Origin of the sequence: Alkalispirochaeta americana (assembly GCF_900156105.1) — a bacterium.
GTDB classification, from domain to species: domain Bacteria; phylum Spirochaetota; class Spirochaetia; order DSM-27196; family Alkalispirochaetaceae; genus Alkalispirochaeta; species Alkalispirochaeta americana.
Genome location: NZ_FTMS01000002.1, coordinates 63631 through 83344 on the forward strand (window position 1 = coordinate 63631; position 19714 = coordinate 83344).

A 19714-nucleotide genomic window follows, 5' to 3' on the forward strand; every position below is an offset into this window, starting at 1 on the left:
GCGTGCCCGGGTTCCCGATCTGGTCTTCTGATGAGGAGATTTCCTTTATTATCTTTCCTCTCACCACCGGGGAGATTCCTTCCCAGGAAGTCAACAAATCAGTATCCTTCGGGTATGAGCGATTCCTGCGAAAGAAAACCTGACTGGCTTAAAATCCAGCTAAATACGACGGAGAACTTCCGCTATCTCAAGCGGTTAATGAGGGAAGAGCGGCTTACTACAGTCTGCGAAGAAGCTCGCTGCCCAAATATTCACGAGTGCTGGGGACAGCACAAGACGGCGACCTTCATGATTTTGGGGCAAATCTGTACCCGGCGCTGCCGCTTTTGTGCGGTGAAAACGGGAGCCCCCATCGCTGTCGATCAGGGAGAACCCCGGCGAGTGGCCGAATCGGTGGCAAAAATGGGACTGGTCCACGCTGTGATCACCATGGTCAACCGTGACGATCTCCCTGATGGCGGCGCCCTGGTGATGGCGCAGACCGTTGAGGCGATCCGCGAGGCCGCTCCCGGCTGTGCGGTGGAGCTGCTTGCGGGGGACTTTCAGGGAAACCGGGATGCTCTGAAGGTGGTTCTGGAGTCCCGGCCCGAGGTGTTGGGCCATAATCTGGAGACGGTGCGGCGTCTTTCGCCACAGGTTCGTTCCCGCAGCGATTACGATCGGTCTTTGGGTGTTCTGGCTGCCGCCCGGGATCTGGCCCCCCTCCAGGCCCTGAAGTCAAGCCTCATGCTGGGGCTGGGAGAAACGGAAGAGGAGGTCCTTGTCGCTATGGAAGACTTGCTGAAGCAGGGTGTGACGATCCTGAATTTGGGACAGTATCTACAACCCACCAGGAGGCACCTGCCGGTTCAGCGATACTGGACGCCCCAGGAGTTTTCCCTCCTGCGCGATCAGGCTCTGGCCAGAGGGTTCCGTTTTTGTGACGCCGGCCCCCTGGTGCGATCTTCCTACCATGCGGGCGCGGGGTACCAGGAATATCTGAAGCAGATCGGCTCGAAGAAGGAGGATTATCGCGGAGAAAGAAAAAAATAATTCTTTCTTGTGTTACCTCTCTGCGCCTGGGTTGTTATACAGGGTGAGTCAGCACGTTACGGTCTGCGGGGTTCACCTCCTTTCCCCGCAGACCCTTTTTTTGTCTTCTGCCGGTATCCATGTTGTATTTATGCGTCCGGGAAAGAGATCCGGGACCGGGGTGCCTTTTTTGGATTCTTCGGGCTATATTTGACCGGTCATGCAAAACCGTATAGATCAGTTGGCAGAGCTCATTGCGTATCACCAGGACAAATATTACAACCACCAGCCTGAAATATCGGACATCGAGTTCGATACGCTGTGGGATGAGCTCACAGAGCTGGCCCCCGATCATCCGGTCCTGAACCGGGTCGGCAAAGACAGCAACGAAGATCACACAAAACGGGAACACCTTATCCCCATGGGGAGCCAGGATAAAGCCTCGTCGCCGGAGCAGTTTCTCCGGTGGGCAAAAAAAATCGCCCATCCCCGCTACATTGTTCAATATAAACTGGACGGAGCCAGTATCGAGCTCCAGTATCACCAAGGTCGCTTTATCCATGGAGTAACCCGGGGGGACGGTCGTATTGGGGACGATATCACCAGGAACGTCCGGGCCATGCAGGGAGTTCCCCAGGAGCTTCCCGAGATCTTTTCCGGCGCTGTGCGGGGCGAGATCATCATGGAGCACCGGGTTCATCGCCACTATTATCAGGAAAAAGCAAACTGCCGGAACGCTGCAAACGGTATCATGCGGCGCAAGGACGGAGCAGGTAGCGAACACCTGCGCATTCTCTGCTACGACGCCATATCTCTGGAGGAGGAACGGGCTTTCTCCGATGAAATCGGGAAAACAGACTGGCTCCGGCGTATGGGCTTCGATCTGGTTCCCCAGGTGGTTCTGGAAACGCCCGAAGAGGTAATCCATTATCGAGACCTGGTAATAGAGAAGCGCTCCTCCCTGGGCTATGATATCGACGGGCTCGTGATCAAGGGACCCCAGGTTGATCGCGAGGATATGAAGCGGGCCCGTCCTCAAAAGCAGATCGCTTTCAAGTTTTCCGCCGAAGAAGCCCTCACCATTCTGCGTGATGTCGAATGGAGCGAATCGGGGCACCTGTACACTCCCGTGGCTCTGGTTGATCCGGTCCTGCTGGCGGGCACGACGGTGCGCCGGGCCAGTCTGGTGCACCCCGAGCTGATAGCCTCGATGGAACTCAGGATCGGCAGTGAAGTAATTATCTCGAAACGGGGTGATATTATTCCAAAAATCGAGCGTCTTGTTCGGCACACCGAAGAGACCCGGGACATTACCCCTCCCGAGTACTGCCGGGTCTGCGGAACGGCCACGGTGAACGAAGGGAAACGCCTCTACTGCCCAAACCTGCGGTGCCCGCGCCGGGCCTTTCGGCGCCTGCAGAAATGGATCGATGTCCTGGAGGTCCGCGATTTTGGCGATGTCCTGCTGGGGAAACTTTTCGAAACGGGTCTGGTCCGCGAGATCGCGGATCTCTACGGGCTTTCCGTGCAGGATCTGTCAACCTTTCCTGGTATGGGAGAGGTGAGTGCTTCCAAGGCCCTGGAGAACCTGCGCCGGGCCAACCCCGTGCCGCTGGCTCGGTTTGTGGCCGGTTTTGATATCGCTGGCATAGCCGAACTCAAGATGCAGAAGGTGGTCGACGCGGGCTTTGACACTCTCGAAAAAATACGGGCGGCCACGGTGGATGATCTTTCACGGGCCGAGGGAATTGCCGAAACAACAGCCCGGGCGATACTTGAGGGTCTTGGAGCCGTTCGGGATGAGATGGATCGTCTTCTTGCCACGGGGACGCTCATCCTGGAGGAGGGGGCGTCCGCTGACGCAGCCGGAGAGCTTCCCCTGAAGGGGATGACCTTCTGCTTTACCGGTACGCTCAATCGGCTGAAGCGAAGCGATGCAGAAAAGCTGGTTCGTCGCTGGGGAGGCGAGTCACGCAGTTCCGTTGCGGCCGGTCTCTCCCGACTCGTCACGAACAGTCCCGACTCTACCTCGGCCAAGGCCCGGCGGGCCCGGGAACTGGGGGTTCCTGTGATCACCGAGGAAGATTTTCTTGCTCTCCTTCCCGATTTTCCGGAATCTGTTATTGCGCCAGGCTCTCAGGCGGATTAGCATCATAGGTATGAAAAGAACCCTGAGGGAACAGATTGAGGATTTTTATCTTCCCCGGCAACTGGTGGATGCGATTCTGGAAGTGGGAGAAATCCCTCAGGAGAGCGAAGAGGTTGAAGTTGGGGTGGGGTTCATCGATATCGCCGATTACACCTTTCTCTCCAAGTTTCTGACCCCCAAGGAAAATCAGGAAGTTCTCAACGGGCTGTACACGGCTTTTAACGGTGTTCTGCGCAAACACGGAGGGTATCTGAACAAGATCGAGGGCGATTCCCTGATGTTCCACTTCGGAGGGCTTATAGACCCGGTGGTACGCAAGACGGCAGATCCCGACGAGATCCGCCTCTACATGGCGAAGGAGCTCTTTTTTACCTGCGTGGAGATGCAGCGGGTGAGTCTTCGCTTCAACAGCGCCGACGACCGGTTTCTTGAAGATTATCACAACGAGACCGACCGTCAGGCCCTGAGCCGGGCTTTCGCCATCATGGAGCGCCTGCGGAGCGACGACGCTGTGGCAAACCCTCTGAGTGCCATGTTCCAGATTCGCATCCGGGTCGGGGCGAATCTTGGCGAGGTTACTATCGGGAACTTCGGGCCCGACGGGGCCCGCCAGTGGGATGTTATCGGAATGCCCGTGATCGATGCAAAGCGAATGGAAAGCACTGCCCCCGTGGGGGGCTTGCGGATTTCCCAGGCATATTACGAAATCCTGAACTCTCACGGCTTTCTCGAGGAGTATCGAAATCGCTTTTGCCGGGAGGCCCGGGCCCTGGGGAGCCGCTATGGCACAATCACCTGGGATGAACTTTTCTCGGTTCGTCAGGTTCGCCTCCGGGAGAAGGGGGGGGCGGCCTACGAGACCTGCAGCATACAGGTGAACCCCTCCTTGCCCGAGCAGATGGCGGAGCAAGTGTTGGCGCTGCTCGCCCACGGCCGTTTCGGGGCGAAACGCATTCTCTCCATACTCAAGTATTATCGGGGAAACCGCCATGTGATCGAGGCGATCGAAGAGGCCCTGGCCCATCAGGGAGTCATCTTGCGACGAAGCGAGGCCTACGAAATAATGTATCCCCAGCGATTCTCGGAATTGCTGGGGCGGCTGGACAATGACAGGCAAGCCTTGGAGAAAGAGCTGGGTCAGGAGCTGTCCTTGTTTGAAATTTTTACGCTCCTGGGTCGGTATCAGGACACAATAAACCACCGGACTGCTACGGGCGAGGACGATCTACCGTTCGCCTCCTACGACCGGCACGTTGCCCTGGCCCGGGAGAACCTCCTGAGGCAGTACGAAGAGGAAAAAACGGCGATCGCCCAGAGAGCCTACTTTCACAACGTGGTCTTTCCCCTGGTTTTCGGCTCAATCTTCTCGGCAATTCTGGAGTACCAATCCGGCCAGGAAGATCTGGAGCTGCTTAGTGGCTAGTCGTTCTTCTTGAGGGTGCTTCCAAACTCTTTCCAGGCGCTCTCCACTTGTTTTCTGTTATAGGCCCGCTGGGACTTCGTTGCAGCGCTTCCTTTTTGACCCCGGGTTCTTCCCTGGGGGGATGTGCTTCGGGAGGAGCTTTCCCCTCGTCCCGGGGTGGATCCTTTTCCGGAGAGGTGCTCCTGATCCCTGTCGTGTCGGGACCGTTCCTGGTGGTGAGGTGTGTCCCGGAAGGATCGAAGCGGTTTTGTGTGTTCTGTTTGTTTCAGGAAGCGGCCCCGAAAGGACTCGTATTTTCCGCTCATCCGCAACCAAAGGCGGTGCCAGACCGGCAGACGAGCGAAGGCCCTGTCAAAGATATCCACTAGGCGGAGTCCAAACCATTCCCGCAACGGCAGGGGGCGGAGGGTTTCGGTATCAAAATAGAGAGAGAGCTGTTGTCGCAGCTCAGCGGGAGTTATGGTTTGCCTGGTCAGTTTTGTGTGATGGATGATCCCCTCGGCCAGAAGAACGGGCTTCCCGATGAGTTCCGGCAGAAACGTGCTGTACGACCGAATCTGCTCCTGCAGGGCCTGCTCAAAGCTCTCCAGAGTGAAAAAAGTAGGGTCCTGGTTCCGGTTGCCCGTTCGCAGGGAGTGTTCCATGAGATGTACAAAATAGGCAGGGAGCTCCATCTCGGCTATCCGGAAATGTTCCAGGAAGAGGGGGTAGAGATTGTCCCGGTGGATGAAGTTATCATCAAGCTGAAGAACTGCGGGAAGTTTTCTTGACGGCTCGGGAGTAACATAGCGTTCGAAAAACTTCTCCTTGAAGCGCCCGATCTCGGAATCATACTTCTCGCGCTGGCTTTCCAGCATGGCCGTGAGAGACGCCTGGGGCAGGAGTTTTTCCGGGGTTTCTTTTACAGCGTGGGCAATAGCTTCCAGATCCAGGTTTTCTTCTTCCTGGCGTCGCTTGCGCTCTTCCGCCTCAGCAATCTGTGACTCTATGAGATTTTTGAGAAGCCACGCCGCATGGTAGAAGGTTTTCTCAATCCCCACATTGCGGAGGCTGTCAATATCGTTCTTATGAGCCATTATTGTTTTGGTCAAGGCCAGCCAGAACGCTCCATCTTTCCCGGAGCAACTCTTTTTCAGCAGAATCAGGCTGGTGTCCTGCAGTTTTGCCATGAGACCCAGGAGCGTCGTGTTTGTCAGGTAGTAGCGCAGCTTGAGAATTGCCATATTACCGAAGGACCGGAGATTTTTGCGGGTAATCAGAAGACGGTCGTTGTCGAAGCTTTGCACGGCCAGGGGCTGTTCCTCCAGGATCCCCGTCTTTTCCGTGTGGGGCCCTTTCCCGCTGATCACCGCAGCGAGCTGATCGGCCTCCACGAGAAGAATTGATGCCGGCGGGATGGTCCCTTGAGCTTTCTCGATGATCGATATCAGGGGAAGAGGATTCACGATCGATTCAAGCATGTCTGTGAAGTACTCGTCGGCCAGTTCGCAGTAGAATCGGGGAGAACGCTGGTCCGTGAGAATGATTGCGTCGCGGGATCGGTTGCCTTCGGCGATTTTGCTCCGCAGGATGCCCCAGCCACCCCGCTGGAGCTTTGTCATGAGTGATGCCAGGTCACCGGCCCCTCCGCCCGAAGAGCTCCCCAGGAGACGTGAGAATTTCTCATAGGAGATGCGGGGTTGCCAGTTCTTGCAGAGTCTGTGAAAAACGTCTCGCTCGTTGGGCGAAAAGTTTCCAATTTGCGAGAGGAACTCCTCCCGTTGTTTCGGCTCGTATGATACGTAATCCGGTTGCATTCTATCTCCCTGATAAACTATACCAAGGAGAGAGCATCTTGTCAGTTTTTCGCGATCTGTCTTTGGTCTTTGACGGTCTGTGTATTGACGGTCTGCATGTTGACGGTCTGCACGTTGGTGGCGTGTGGGCCTGGCGATGCACGGCTTCGACGATCTGTAACCAGGGCGGCAAGAGAGCTTCGGAAGGCCTGGCGCCACCCAGGGTAGTCACCCGGGGTTCCCGCACAGGAGATGAAGAGTACGCAAGAACTTGCGAGGAGAGCTATGGCAACAGACAGTTCCAGTCAAAGAGACCAGGGCCAGGGACATCAGAAAGATCTGCAGGAGATTTACGACCATTCGCCGCTTCGCAAAATTTCCGACGGAGACCGGTTGGTGGTCTTTAGCGATCTTCACATGGGAAACGGTGGCCGGAACGACGATTTTCGACACAACGGGGAACTCTTTTCTACGGTTCTCAAGGACTACTACGCCGCCAGAGGACATCATCTCATTCTGAATGGTGATGTGGAAGATTTACAGCGCTTCAGCATGAGAAGCATTGTAAACCGTTGGAAAGACGTATACCTGGCCTTTCGCGCCGTTGCGGACCGGGGCGGGTTGACCCGTATTGTGGGCAACCACGACCTGGAGCTGCTTGAGGGCGGTCCTGCCGTGACCGGCCTGGGCGTGCTGGGACGGGAAAACTGGCCCGAAACCTTTATGGAACCGATCTTTCAGGGAGTGCGCCTTGCCCATGCCTGCGGAACAATCTTCATTTTTCACGGACATCAGACAAACCGGTGGTACCAGAAACACAACAATATCGCCCGGCTTCTTTTGCGCTATCTGGCCAATCCTCTTCATGTGAGCACGCCTCCCGTGGCCGACGACAGCCGGCGACGGTTTCTGGTGGAACGAAGGGCGTACCGTTTTGCCGCAGAGCGAAATATTCTGGTCTTTATCGGCCATACCCATCGTCCGCTCTTTGAATCCATGGGGAAAACTGACTCCGTCCTCTTTGAAATCGAAGCTCTCTGTCGGGCCTATCCTGAAAGCCCGGATCAATCTGCCATCGAGGACCGCATTGACCAACTCAAGGAAGATCTTCTGAATATCCAGGAGGTGGAAAAAAGAGATGCTTCCCATGCGAGTCTCTACGAGGAGCGACTGCTTGTTCCCTGTATGTTTAATTCCGGAAACGTTCTGGGGAAGCAGGGCATGACCTGCCTTGAGATCGAGGGCGGCAATCTCCGTCTCGTTTACTGGGCGGATACCACCAGGAAGCAGCGATACCAGCGGTATCGTGAGTATCCTCCTGAACCCCTGAAGGGAACACCCTTTCAGCGAATCCCGATAAAACAGGATAGTTTGGCCTATATTTTCAGCCGGGTCCGTCTCCTTTCGTAGCGCACCTCCGGGCGCCGGGCCGGGCGCTCACCGGGGTGCTATGCAGGCGATATTGTGATACAATTCTTCGTCATGGAAATTGAAAAATACTTGGAGCGATTTGCTCATGTAGCCTTGGCGGGGGTTAACCTCCAACAGGGCCAGCCCCTGGCGATAAAGGTTGAACCTGAAAATCTCGACGCTGCCGTAGTGGTGGCTTCTCTGGCCTATCAGCGGGGCGCTTCCTATGTGGATCTTTGGACCGAATCGTCCAGGCTGCTTCGAACCCGGCTTGATTTTTCCGGCCAGGACCATCTCTCCTTCGTTCCCTCCTACCGGGAAAGTCGCAACAAGGAGCTTCTCCGGGATCGTTGGGCACTTCTCTCTATCAAATCACCCGTGGATCCCTCGGTGCTGGATGGGGCTGATACCGGCCGGATGGGTGCGATCACCCGTGCCTTGAGCGAGACCGACGCTGAACTGCGGCGGGGCCTCAGTAACGACGAGACCCAGTGGACCGTTATGGCGGTCCCATCGCCGAAATGGGCCGGGGCTGTCCTGAATATGCCCCCGGGAGAGGAAGCTCTTCATGCGCTCTGGGAGGCCTTTGTTCCGATCCTTCGTCTCGATGCCGACGATCCGGCCCGCTTCTGGAAAGATCATGGTGCTTTTCTGGCCGAGCGGGCCCGGACCATGACCGAGTTGAAGATTCGGGAGCTCCATTTTTCCGGCGCAGGCACAGATCTCACCGTTGGGTTGAGTTCCCGGGCGCGTTGGAAGGGGGGCGGTGCCCGGACCAGCGAGGGTATCGAGTTTTCTCCAAACCTCCCCACGGAGGAGGTCTTTACCACCCCTGATTATCGGCAAACCCGGGGGCGCGCCGCGATATCACGCCCCGTGCGGGTTATGGGAACCATGGTTCGTGACGCCTGGATGGAGTTCGACCAGGGCAAGGTAGTGAACTTCGGAGCGTCTTCGGGGAAGGAAGCGCTCCGGGAGTTTCTGGAGGTTGACCGGGGGAGTTCCTTCATGGGCGAGATTGCTCTGGTTGATTCCAGGGGGCCGATTTTTCAATCGGGGTTGCTCTTTGACAATATCCTTTTGGACGAGAATGCTGCCTGTCATTTTGCCTTGGGTTTTGCGTATCCCTCCTGTATTGAAGGGGGAACGGTTCTGGACGACAAGACCCTCGATGAAATTGGTGCGAACCGAAGCAGGCAGCACCTGGATTTCATGATTGGCACCGAAGCTATGGAGGTGAGGGCAACGCTTCAGGACGGCTCAACCCAACGAATTATCGAGAGGGGGCGTTTTGTTTCATGAGTTTTACTCCTGATGACCGGACCAGGGCGCTTATTTTCGATCTTGACGGTACGCTTCTGGATACCATGCCCATACACTTTGAAGCATGGCGTGAGATTCTGCGAAACGAGGGGATACCCCTGGAGAAGGAGCTGTTCCAACAGTTGGGGGGGCTCTCTTCTGTGGCAATCGTGGACGCCCTGAACCAGCGTTTCAGCAGAAGCTTTTCACCGATGGCGCTGGCTGTTGCCAAGGACCGGGCCTATCTGCAGAAAATCAAGGAGGTCAAGCCCATCGGTGGGGTCGCACGCATCCTCTGCCGGTATGCTGGAGAGCTTCCCATCGGAATCGCCACCAACGAGTGCCGGGCTGTGACCTCGGTGACGCTTCGTTCAACAGGCTTTGCCTCCCTGGTTCAAACCGTGGTGACTTCCGATGATGTGGATCACGCAAAGCCGGCCCCCGATATTTTCCTGGAGTGTGCCCGGAGGCTTGGAGTTGATCCTGTCCGGTGTCACGTCTTCGAAGACAGTGATTCCGGTCTCCAGGCCGCCCGGGACGCGGGGATGTCTGTTTCGGATGTCCGGCTTTTTCCGCAGGAAGAGGGGATCGGATGCCCCCAGACGGAAGAATGACCCCCGACGGGATGATCTCTGCAGCGATCGTTGGGACGGGACGGATCGCATCCCTTCTGGAGGAGGATCCCTTACGGGAAAAGCCCTGTACCCATGCCGGGGCGCTGGTTGCTACCGGCCGTTGTGCCATTGTCGGGGGTATGGATCGCGATGAAGAGCGGCGCCGCCTCTTTTCCCGGCGTTGGGGTGCTCCCGTCTTCTCCGATGCGCTGGAGATGATCCGCACCACGGCTCCGGAGATACTGGTCGTTGCAACCCACCCCGATACCCACGAGATGTACGTTGCCATGGCAGCCCGCGAGGGGATCCCCCTGGTGGTCTGTGAAAAGCCTCTTGCCCATACCATGGCCTCGGCCCGGCGCATAGCCAGAATCGAGAAACAGGGGGGGCTGAAAATCCTGGTAAACCACGAGCGGCGCTTCTCCCGCGATTACGAGCTGGTGCGCCAGGCCATGCGCTCTCACGCCCTGGGATCTCTTCTGGGTATAACAGCTACTCTCTACTTCGGGAAAAACAAACCCCACCACCGTGTTCTGCACCACGATGGAACACATCTGATCGACGCGATCCACTACCTGACCGACGACACTCTTCGGGTGCGCCGGAGGGTTGGGAACATGCGAGGATGCCGATCGTCGGTCTTTATTCATGGGGTCCTAAAGAAACAGGGTCTGCCCGTGGTGCTTGAGATCGGGGCCGAGCGGGATTATCTCCACCTGGAGATCAGGTTGAGCTTCTCCTCCGGGGAAATTCGGGTTGGCAACGGGATTTTTTCCTGGAGCAGGAGCGAGATCAGTCCCCACTACAGTTCCTATCGCTCGCTCCAGGACGTGCCCCGTCTTGTCCCCGAGCCGACGGGCTATTTCCTGGGGATGATGAACGAGGCCGTTGCTCTGGCCGAAGGGCGGCTGGAGCGTTCGCGCTCAACGGCAGCCGATGCCCTGGCGGCGCTTCGGGTCATTCACGAAGCCTCTCGTCGGGTCTGAGCCGATCCTCATCAAGACGGATCGATTCCATGCGATTCTGGAGATCGAGCATACGGGCTGCCATGGCCAGGGTTTCCCGGGCCGGTTCGAAGGATGGGTCCAGGGCAAGGGCTTGCCGGTTAAGATAAATCGCTTCTTCCAGCTCCCCCACGGCAAAGTGTTGCAACGAGTCCAGGTAGAGTGTCCGCACCTGATCACGCCGATCGCCTCGGCCTCGATCACCCAGGGAGAAGGCTGCCTGGATGCTGAAGCGATCGAAGGCGGAGAGTTGGGTGGTCATGTCCAGGGTGTAGTTTACGGTGATGGTCATCTCCTGGATCTGGATGCCGCTTCCCATGGTAAGGCGGGGGTTTCCTCCCATAAGCAGGAATCCTGAACGAAGAACGAAAAAATCGGTCACGGTCAGGGCGGCTCCGACGGCGTAGCTCGGGTCGGGCGGAGGCTGATCAGAGAAAGGCATGATGGGGACGTGAATGTCGGCAGCAAGGAGCAAGGGCCGCAGGGGAGCCCAGGAGATTCCTGTGGACCAGACCGTGGGAAGCGGTTCGTCCAGCACGGGCGGTCCCAGATTCTTGATAGCTGTCCCTAGAGAGAAGTTTGGTTCCTGCGATGAATAGGGTTTGAGAAAGTGGAATCGCGTCAGAATGCCCAGGTCGGTCATAACGCCCGCGGCGGACTGGCCCGGAGCGATACGATCAGGAATATGACGGTAGGCTGCTTTTACGTTTGCTCCCAGGGAGATACCGCTGAAATAGAAACCGCTGAAAAAGTTGTAGGAGACGTTCCCCGCCACCACGGTCTCGCTGTACCGGGCCGTCCCGAGCTGACCTCCGTAGTCGTCGTAGCTGGTGAAGGGAACGTGGAGGTGCTTTGCTCCAACGCCGTACCCCAGGTTCTCGCGACGGCTGGTATAGACTGCTCCCTCCATATTGGTATCGGCGATGAGGTTGTTATGGAAGACTGCTGCCTCGGTTTTTTCAAGGCGGGAGCTGGCTGCGGGATTTGCCTCCAGGAAGGATGCATCGCGGCTCACGGCGGTATAGGCTGTTCCCATGCCCTCCTGTTCTCCTCCCATGGGGATCATCAGGGTAGGAAAAACGGTGAGTCCCGTGTTCTGTACCGATTCGCCGCCGACCTGCTCGTGGATATCGCCGTACCAGTCGTGGAAGGAGTCTTCGGACACACCGGATGCAAAAGCCGGCACGACCAGCACCGTGGCCACGACAAAGAGGAGCAGAACTGCGGTAAATCGACGTTCCTGAGCCATTCTGATATACATTGTACCGCTCTCTGGCCGATTATTCTATATAGGGTATCGGTTTGCTTTCATAGAACCATAACCCCGAGGCGTGGTAGAATTATTCGCAGGGGAGAATGAAAAAGTTGATTCTGCGCCGCCTTCCGGCGGTTCTTCTGTTGCTACTTATCTCGGTTTCTCTCCCCGCGTCGGGACGCAGGGAGGACCCGGTTCGTCGTGCCCGGGGGCTGGTGGCCGAGAACAGAATCAACGACGCGATTCTCCTCCTGGAGCAGACCATTCGGGATGATCCCGAGCGAATTGTAGAAGCCGAAGCGCTGATGCGCGCAATCCGGGGTATCCGGGGTGAATACAATGTTCTTTTCGAGCTTCTGATCCAGAACCTGATTGATAATCCCGATGATATTGCCAGAACCCTTGATATAATTGACAGAATGGAACAGCTTGACGAGTTTCCCAATGCCCGAGTGCTTCAACAAGTTGAGGACGCCAGGGTTATAGCCCAGCTTGCCTACGACCGGAACCTGGTGGATCAGGCCATGAGCGAGGCACGGGAACTCTTCCAGGCGGGGCGTCACGCCGAGGCCGCCAGAATTTACCTGTCCCTGGGTGATCTTCAGCGGGATCGCTTTGAGGGGCGGGGATACAGCGATATTTTCGTAAACCAGGTCGATAGAGCACTGGTTCGTCTCGATGAGGCGGGCGGGAACTTTCTGGGGCTGATAGATGTGTACACCCAGGTATCACTCCCCCTGACGGCGGCTGCTTCCGAGGGGCCGGTGCCGCTGGAGGCTGACTTTTTTGCCGAGTATCTTGCCCAAGGCCAGGAGCTCCACGGGGTGCTTGAGCGGGCCCGGTCTCTGTCGCAGGATGTCCTTGTCCTGCGTTCCCAGGTGGCCCTACAGTTTCCTGATGATCCTGTGGACTGGTATCTCAATTTTCAGGATATCTTTCTGCGGGGGCGTCCTGACTTGAGGAATCAGGAGGGGCTGGTGGCGGTCATGACGGAATTCTACGATGCGCCCCTGGTTGAGGCTTCCCGCATGAGCCGGGAGCAGGCCCTGGAAGCGTATGGGGAAGGGAATGACTTTTTGGGGCGCGATGAACTACCCCAGGCGATTGAAGCCTATCAACTGGCTGCAGAGGCTGCTCTGGCTTGGGAGCGGCTCGAGGAGGTGCGGATTGGCCTCTTCGAACCGGATCAGCCTGCTCGCGAGATCATTGCTGACCGCCCGTCCCGAGAGGCGGGGCCACCTCTGACAGCCCGGTTCAGGAAAGAGAGCGCCCGCTATCTGGCTGATTTGGCCGGGACGCTTCAAAATCTTCCGGTGATCCGGGAGGATGATCGGGCTTTGGCAGAGTTGCTGCGATCCCGTAAAGAGGAGATCCAGGAAGTAGTGGATCGTCTGACAGGGCAGGAGGAGGCCTGGAAAAACCGGGTTGAGACGATCGGGCAGTTTCCAGAGGATTATCTGGCCCAGATGGATCATTCCCCTCTGGAGGAAGTTCTCGATGAGGCAGCCCGTCGTCTGGAAGGGATGGTCTCGAAGACGCAACGTCTGGCCGTGGAGGTTTCGCTCCTTGAGACCGCCGAGGTTCCCCTGGTTATTGCCCGATCCCGGGATGTTCTTGCCGAGACATCGCTCCTGCTGGAAGGCGTGGAGGAGCCCCTGGAGGAGGATCTTCCCGACGAAGCGCCCGGTGAGGCGGTTCGTATAGCCCGTTACCCCGACGAGGCGGCGCAGCGCCTGGAGATCCTGGAGGGAGTTCTGGCCAGGGCCCGGGAAGAGGTGGAGCGTGCCCGGGAGGGACTGGAGGGTGATCGGGAGTACGTCAGTGGCAGTGCCCCTGTCCAATCAGAGCTCCTGCGCCTGACGGTTCTGCGACAGGATCTGGACGACCTCGCGGCCCAAGGTGGAGAACGTTTCGAAGAAGCTGAGCAACTGATCGCCGAAGCCCGAATCCAGGAGTCAGAAGGGTTTTCCCGCATAGCCGACGCCCGGGCCGCCATCGCAGCCATGCAGATTGATGCGGCCCGGAGAAACTGGGAGGCTGCCCGCGATGCTTTCTTTGATTCTCTGGAGCTTCGGGAACAGGATGCTCTCAGGACTACTGCGGACCAGGAGATTGCTGCGGTGGGTCAGGAATTGCTTGAGCTTGAGAACGTTCTGGTGGTTCAGCGTGTGCGTGAGCTTCTGACCCGGGCCGAGGCGCAATACAGCCAGGATGAATATGTAGCTGCCCGGGATACCCTCATTCAGGCACAACAGACCTGGGAACAGACGAATATCGAGTCCAATAGCGAAATCGACCGTCTTCTGATCCTTGCAACGGCCGCGCTCAGCCTTGAAGAGGGACGGGAACTTTCTCCTACGGATCCTCTCTATCCCGTTTTGGGAAACTATCTCAGTCTTGCCCGGGAAGACTACAACCGGGGAGTTCTTCTCTTTCGTCAGGGCCGTAAGGAAGATGCCGACCGGCTCTTCGATCGTTCCATCGAGAATCTCAGAAATGTCCGGGATGTGCGTCCTCTTAACTGGGATGCCCGTATCTTGGAGCTGCGAATCGTCCAGCTTCGTGATGCCGATGAGTTCGAAGATATCTTTGCAACCCGCTACAACCAGGCTCTGGCTCGCCTTGATCAGGCGGGGCCCCTGGAAGTCTACAGCGAGCTGGAGGTCCTCGCCGAGATCAACCCCAATTATCCGGGGCTCCAGACGCAACTTCGCCGCCTGGAGATTGCCCTGAATCTCCGGCCGGATCCGGCAGACCAGCAACGGATAGCCCGGGCCCGCCAACTCTATGGTGAGGCGCAACGTCTTGCCCGGGGATCCCGGGATCAGGTGGTGGTGGCGGTCTCGCTTCTTGAGGACGCTGTGAATCTGCACCCCGATAATCGCGATGTGCGGTTCCTCCTGGATGAGTTGCGTATTCGTCTGGGAGGGAGGGCCACGGCGGCACTCTCCACGGCCGATGAGCAGCAGTATCGCCGGGCAGAGACGCTGTTTCAGCAGGGACAGGTTGTGCAAGCCCTGGCAATCACGGAGCGCCTCTTGTCCAACCCGGAAAACCAGGGGTACCCTCCCTTGGTTGACTTGCGCAGGAGGATTGGCTTACGCCTTGGAATATGAGATTCTCCCGATCCCTACCGGCGATGTTCCTGCTGATTCTGGCGGGAGCCAGCGTACAACCCTTCTCTGTTGCTGCCCAGATTACGCAATATTTTGAGCAACCCCGGGCGCTGACCGACGACAACTCCCACTATCCCCGGATACTGGCCACGGATAGCCAGCTGCTCGTTTTGTATCAGCAGGTGTTGCGGCCTGATGCCAATGGCGATCAGGGGGAGATGTATCTCTCTGTTCTTTATTCCCGGGACGGGCGAGAGTGGGGTCGGCGGGAGCAACGACTGGGGCCGTTCCCCTTTAGTGGTTCTGCTGTGCCCATGATCTACTCTGCTGTAGTTTCCGGGGACAATATCATCTACGTGGCGATCACTGCTTCGGCCGAGGAGACTCTCATCTTTCGATCCCTTGATGAGGGGGCCTCTTTCCAGGAAGTCCACAGTGTATCGACGGAACGGACCAACGTGGCACCCTCTCTGACAGAGATGTCTGACGGGTCTGTCACGCTCTTCGTTAACAGAAATCTGGATGGACGCCAGCAGATTGTCTATCTCACCTCCCGTGACGGTTTGGCATGGAGTGATGCCCGCCCTCTGGACAGGGATTCTGCCACGGGCCTTTCCTTTCTGCCGAGCCACGGAGCAACAGAGGAGAGAGACTTTGTTGTCTACCAGGGATTGAACATCTCCGAACGGAGTACTTACCAGCTCTATATGGCAGAGAGCCGCGACGGGGGCGAGAGCTGGGTATCCCGGGGAAGGATCACAACCTTTTTTGATACTGCCCAAACCGATAACCCCGATCTCTATGACAACCAGCGCCCCCACCTGGCCGTGCATCCCGTCACAGGCGAGTTGTACCTGACCTGGGAACGGCGTTTCCAGACGGGGAACCCCCAGATATACCTTCAAACCTTTCATCCCGACGGGGAGCCCACGGGGTTCCTTGAAGAGGTGACGGGCCGGTTTGAGGCTGCCCGTTCGCCCCGCCTCACCTTTGATGGAGATGAGCCGGTTCTGGTCTGGTTTACCAGCCCTTCCGGGAACAGCCGAATCGTTCTGGGACGGCCCGGCCGGTTCCGCTGGGAATCCGAAACGGTGAGTCCTGCCGTGGGAGAAGCTTCATTTGCCGAGGCTCTTCGCTATCAGGATCAGCTCCATCTGATCTGGCAACGGCGGTCCGGGCGCTGGGGGGCTTCGGTGGTGTACAAAGAGCCTGATCAGCATGTGAATCCACCGACGTTGCTTGCTTCAAACTTCCGGGCAGGCGAGCGAAGTTCCCGTTCTGGCATTACTGTGAATGTCCAGGATCCGCCCGATGCTTCGGGAATCAGGGGCTATTCCTGGGCGTGGTCGCAGGAGCCTGATGTGGACGTTCCCAAGGAGATAATGCAGCGAGTCCCCGATCGGAGCATTCGCGTTGCGGCTGACCAGGATGGAACGTGGTATCTCCGGGTGAGGGCGACCGATTTCGCCGGAAACTGGTCAGAGCCAACCCGGATCGACTACTTTCGTGATACGACCCCGCCGGGTCCGGTGGTCTTTCCCCCGCCGACTTTGGACGAGAAGGGATATCTCACTGCGAATACCTTCGAAGTGGGCTGGCTCCCTCCTGAGGATGAGGAGTATCTGGGAGGATACAGCGTTCGTCTGGACTATCTCTCCTCCAATCCCGATGCAGTACTGGAGGAGATTCCTTCCCTTCCGCTCCAGCCTCGGGTTACAACGGGAGTGCCTTCTCTTCGCCGGAGCAATGTCCCCGACGGGTTGTGGCTTCTTACGGTGGCGGCCCTCGATTCAGTGGGCAATGTGGGCCCCAGCCGGGCTCTGCCGCTACGCACCAACAAGGCGATTCCCTCGACACGAATATTCGGGGCCACCCTGGAGCGGGATCGCCTGGGACGTCCCAGTCTTGTGATTCTGGGAAGAGGCTTTCAGACCAACGGCACGATTCGCCAGGTTATCCTGGACCGTGACGGGACCCCCCCATACGATTACGAGTTTAATCTCTGGCAGGATGATTTTATTCTTCGTGACGACAGGACAATCGAAGAGGTCCGTCTGGGCGATGTTGCCACCGGAGAGTATCGCCTCGGGCTTGTTCACGCCGAGCGGGGAATCACCTTCGCAGCGGAGCCTCTGCGCTTCACTCCCCAGGGGGTTATTCAATTTGGCGACTTCCGCCCCCGATCCAGGCAGGGCTTTACCCACCAGGAAGCTTCCCGCTATCCATGGACTTCCCAGGATCTTGTCTACGGAGCAATGCTCCTGGCGGCAGGGCTGCTGATGGTAATTTCCCTGGTCCGCCTCTATTTTATAGGTCGGGAGATTACGCGGCTCAACCGGGAGGCTCGTTCGCTTGTTACCGGCAGGGCCGTGGATGATTTGATTTCTGTTTCGGAAAGGGCACAGCGTATGAAAGTTCAGGGAATCGGCTTGAGAATCAAGTTCGCCTTCTTTGTGGTTCTTCTGGTAGCGAGCGTTGTGCTGGGAGTTTCGGTCTCCTTGATCCGCACCGTTCGCATCCGCCAGGAGGGGATTCTTGTGGGAGGGTTGCAGGAACGGATAGAACTGCTTTTGGAAGGGCAGGTAACAGGGGCTCGGCCAGCCCTTCAAAACCCCCAGCTTAACCTGGATCAGCTTCAGAACCTGACCGAGCAGGGGGAAGCCATGGGCGAATCCCTCTATGTGACGATAACCGGCCTGGATGATCTGGGAAACAACGAAACCGTCTTTGCCACGAGTGACCCCAAGATTACCGCCGGTGATCGGGTGGACACCGATGATTATATTGTAGGAGTCTCGAAGATAACTGACGAGATATCTCCCCTGGTGGAGGATCTGGCGGTCCAGTTAAACGGGGAGGCTCATCGGGAGTTGGGAGAAATCCCGGGGGAGCTGGAAGAGCTGTCCCGTCAGGCCCAGCAGATGATCCTTCGCGGAGCTGGCGAAGATGAAATTGCCCGAATAGACCAGGTTCGTAACGAATTGTTGCAGCGGGCCCGGGCACGACTGGCTGATCTGGCCGGGCCTACCCGAAGTTACCCGGTCTTTGATCCCGAACGTATCAGCAGTGACCAGACAACCTTTGTTTTCTACCGTCCGGTCCTGGAGATCGTGCCCGGGGCTGACGCATCATTCCGGGATTACTACCGGGGAACGATTCGTGTTGCCGTGACGACCCAGCCCATCCTGGACGAGATGGCAGCCACCCAGCGGCAGCTGGTGATTGCTGCTCTGGTAGTGGCGGGAGTCGCCGTGGCTCTGGGAATCCTGGGTGCTTATATCTTGGCGACGGTCATTGTTATTCCAATCACAAAGCTGGTGAATCTGGTGGAGATAATTACCGAGACCGAGGATAAGGCTTCGCTGAAGGAGACCCGGCTCTCCTTGAAAGGTCGGGACGAACTGAAGGTTCTGGCCGACTCCATAAACACCATGACCCAGGGGCTGGTCAAGGCAGCCGAGGCAAACAAGGACTTGCTCTTCGGAAAGGAGACACAGAAGGCCTTTATCCCGCTGAAACGTCTCTCGGATGATGTGAAACACTCCTACGGCGAGATGGATGTTCCGGGGGCGTATTTTTTCGGCTATTACGAGGGAGCCAAGGGTGTTTCGGGAGACTATTTCACCTATCAGAAACTGAGCGATCGCTTTTACGCCATGATAAAATGCGACGTGGCGGGAAAGGGAATCCCCGCAGCGTTGATCATGGTGCAGGTAGCAACGGTGTTCCAGAACTATTTCCGTGGCTGGACCGTCAAGAGTCCAGGCCTTGATCTTTCTTCAATGGTTCTCCGGGTGAATGATGTAGTGGCTGCCCAGCAGTTCAAAGGACGTTTTGCCGCCCTTACAGCGGGGATCCTGGACGTAAAGACGGGGGCTTTCTATACGGCCAACGCTGGCGACAACCAGCTTCACATTTATCGCGAGGCTTCCCGAACCGTAGACCAGCTGGCTATCCCCGGTGGACCCGCCTCGGGAATGTTCAGTAGCGACGATATGCCTGTGACCTTCCCCCAGGAGATGAAAACCGTCTCCTCGGGAGACGTGCTGCTTCTTTTTACCGATGGAGTCGAGGAAGCAAAACGCCTTTTGCGGAACAAGCTGTTTCAGCCCATGGTGGTTACTCAGGATATGATCGACAAAAACCTGGTTCCCCAGGATCTGGGGCTTGGTCATGATGGTGAGGAGTTCACGATCCAGAGAATCCACGACATTATCGTGGCGGTTCAGACGGGGGGGCGTTACCGGCTGGAAAAGATTCTGAATCCTCTGGAAGGGGAGGTGCTGGAGTTTGATTTCAGCACCTGCGATCCTGGGGGCAAGGATCTTACTTTGGCGGTTATCGCAGCGGAAAAAATATTTCGCCTCTACCGGGATCCTGCTGCCGGGCCCCGGGACCGGGTGAGGGTGGACCGCCTGGTGGACCAGTTTCTGGAGAAGCACTTTCTGCAGTACCGGGAATATTTTGGTCATCCCGAGGATAGCCCTTCCGAGGAGGGAGGTTCCCCGGAGGAGAAATCCTCCTCGGAACGCGACCCGTACCGCACCTTTTCACACCTTCGTGAGGATGAGCAGTACGACGACCTGACTATGCTCGTGGTACGGCGCAAATAAGAGGATCATCACGCTGGTTTTACAGCAAGGATTCCTTCTTGT

Annotated in this window: 11 protein-coding genes; 9 read left to right on the forward strand and 2 right to left on the reverse strand. The window is 57.3% G+C overall.

Features of this window, described 5'->3' with window-relative positions; all coding sequences use genetic code 11:
* Window positions 1-114 precede the first annotated feature (114 nt).
* The 3 genes from lipA (at window position 115) to BW950_RS01980 (ending at window position 4583) form a co-directional block, all read left to right on the forward strand.
* A complete protein-coding gene (gene lipA / locus BW950_RS01970) occupies window positions 115-1032 on the forward strand; it encodes a lipoyl synthase (protein WP_076487616.1) in 918 nt (305 codons plus the stop codon).
* Between the two features lie 199 nt (window positions 1033-1231).
* Window positions 1232-3160, forward strand: coding sequence for an NAD-dependent DNA ligase LigA (gene ligA / locus BW950_RS01975; protein WP_076487617.1), 1929 nt, complete (start codon window positions 1232-1234; stop codon window positions 3158-3160).
* Window positions 3161-3170: 10 nt separating this feature from the next.
* Window positions 3171-4583 (forward strand): adenylate/guanylate cyclase domain-containing protein, encoded by a 1413-nt coding sequence (locus tag BW950_RS01980; RefSeq protein ID WP_076487618.1) that lies wholly within the window; start codon window positions 3171-3173, stop codon window positions 4581-4583.
* Here the strand turns inward: BW950_RS01980 and BW950_RS01985 are convergent.
* Window positions 4580-6379, reverse strand: coding sequence for a hypothetical protein (locus BW950_RS01985; protein ID WP_076487619.1), 1800 nt, complete (start codon window positions 6377-6379; stop codon window positions 4580-4582). The two genes, BW950_RS01980 and BW950_RS01985, sit on opposite strands and share 4 nt — an antisense overlap.
* Before the next feature lie 264 nt (window positions 6380-6643).
* Between BW950_RS01985 and BW950_RS01990 the strand changes: the two genes are divergently transcribed.
* From BW950_RS01990 to BW950_RS02005, 4 genes are all read left to right on the forward strand, one after another.
* Window positions 6644-7768, forward strand: a complete 1125-nt coding sequence (locus tag BW950_RS01990) for a metallophosphoesterase (protein WP_076487620.1) — start codon at window positions 6644-6646, stop codon at window positions 7766-7768.
* Window positions 7769-7840: 72 nt separating this feature from the next.
* The gene (locus tag BW950_RS01995; RefSeq protein WP_076487621.1) at window positions 7841-9070 is read left to right on the forward strand and encodes an aminopeptidase; all 1230 of its coding nucleotides are present in this window, start codon (window positions 7841-7843) and stop codon (window positions 9068-9070) included.
* Window positions 9067-9684, forward strand: coding sequence for an HAD family hydrolase (locus tag BW950_RS02000; protein WP_076487622.1), 618 nt, complete (start codon window positions 9067-9069; stop codon window positions 9682-9684). The genes BW950_RS01995 and BW950_RS02000 overlap by 4 nt, the downstream gene beginning before the upstream one ends.
* Window positions 9663-10670 carry a Gfo/Idh/MocA family protein gene (locus BW950_RS02005; RefSeq protein WP_083943645.1) on the forward strand — a complete coding sequence of 336 codons (1008 nt, stop codon included), beginning with the start codon at window positions 9663-9665 and terminating at the stop codon, window positions 10668-10670. Before BW950_RS02000 ends, BW950_RS02005 begins: the two co-directional genes overlap by 22 nt.
* Here BW950_RS02005 and BW950_RS02010 read toward each other — a convergent pair.
* The gene (locus BW950_RS02010; RefSeq protein ID WP_083943646.1) at window positions 10642-11949 is read right to left on the reverse strand and encodes a UPF0164 family protein; all 1308 of its coding nucleotides are present in this window, start codon (window positions 11947-11949) and stop codon (window positions 10642-10644) included. The genes BW950_RS02005 and BW950_RS02010 overlap by 29 nt on opposite strands.
* A gap of 95 nt (window positions 11950-12044) precedes the next feature.
* Between BW950_RS02010 and BW950_RS02015 the strand changes: the two genes are divergently transcribed.
* Entirely contained in the window at window positions 12045-15059 is a 3015-nt protein-coding gene (locus BW950_RS02015) for a hypothetical protein (protein WP_076487624.1), read from the forward strand.
* 23 nt (window positions 15060-15082) lie between these two features.
* Window positions 15083-19672, forward strand: coding sequence for a SpoIIE family protein phosphatase (locus BW950_RS02020; RefSeq protein ID WP_234969000.1), 4590 nt, complete (start codon window positions 15083-15085; stop codon window positions 19670-19672).
* Window positions 19673-19714 lie beyond the last annotated feature (42 nt).

Bases quoted from the DNA above. Each gene is read 5' to 3' on its own strand.
- lipA (WP_076487616.1), top strand. From the start codon at position 115: ATGAGCGATTCCTGCGAAAGAAAACCTGACTGGCTTAAAATCCAGCTA.
- ligA (WP_076487617.1), top strand. From the start codon at position 1,232: ATGCAAAACCGTATAGATCAGTTGGCAGAGCTCATTGCGTATCACCAG.
- BW950_RS01980 (WP_076487618.1), top strand. From the start codon at position 3,171: ATGAAAAGAACCCTGAGGGAACAGATTGAGGATTTTTATCTTCCCCGG.
- BW950_RS01985 (WP_076487619.1), bottom strand. From the start codon at position 6,379: ATGCAACCGGATTACGTATCATACGAGCCGAAACAACGGGAGGAGTTC.
- BW950_RS01990 (WP_076487620.1), top strand. From the start codon at position 6,644: ATGGCAACAGACAGTTCCAGTCAAAGAGACCAGGGCCAGGGACATCAG.
- BW950_RS01995 (WP_076487621.1), top strand. From the start codon at position 7,841: ATGGAAATTGAAAAATACTTGGAGCGATTTGCTCATGTAGCCTTGGCG.
- BW950_RS02000 (WP_076487622.1), top strand. From the start codon at position 9,067: ATGAGTTTTACTCCTGATGACCGGACCAGGGCGCTTATTTTCGATCTT.
- BW950_RS02005 (WP_083943645.1), top strand. From the start codon at position 9,663: ATGCCCCCAGACGGAAGAATGACCCCCGACGGGATGATCTCTGCAGCG.
- BW950_RS02010 (WP_083943646.1), bottom strand. From the start codon at position 11,949: ATGTATATCAGAATGGCTCAGGAACGTCGATTTACCGCAGTTCTGCTC.
- BW950_RS02015 (WP_076487624.1), top strand. From the start codon at position 12,045: ATGAAAAAGTTGATTCTGCGCCGCCTTCCGGCGGTTCTTCTGTTGCTA.
- BW950_RS02020 (WP_234969000.1), top strand. From the start codon at position 15,083: ATGTTCCTGCTGATTCTGGCGGGAGCCAGCGTACAACCCTTCTCTGTT.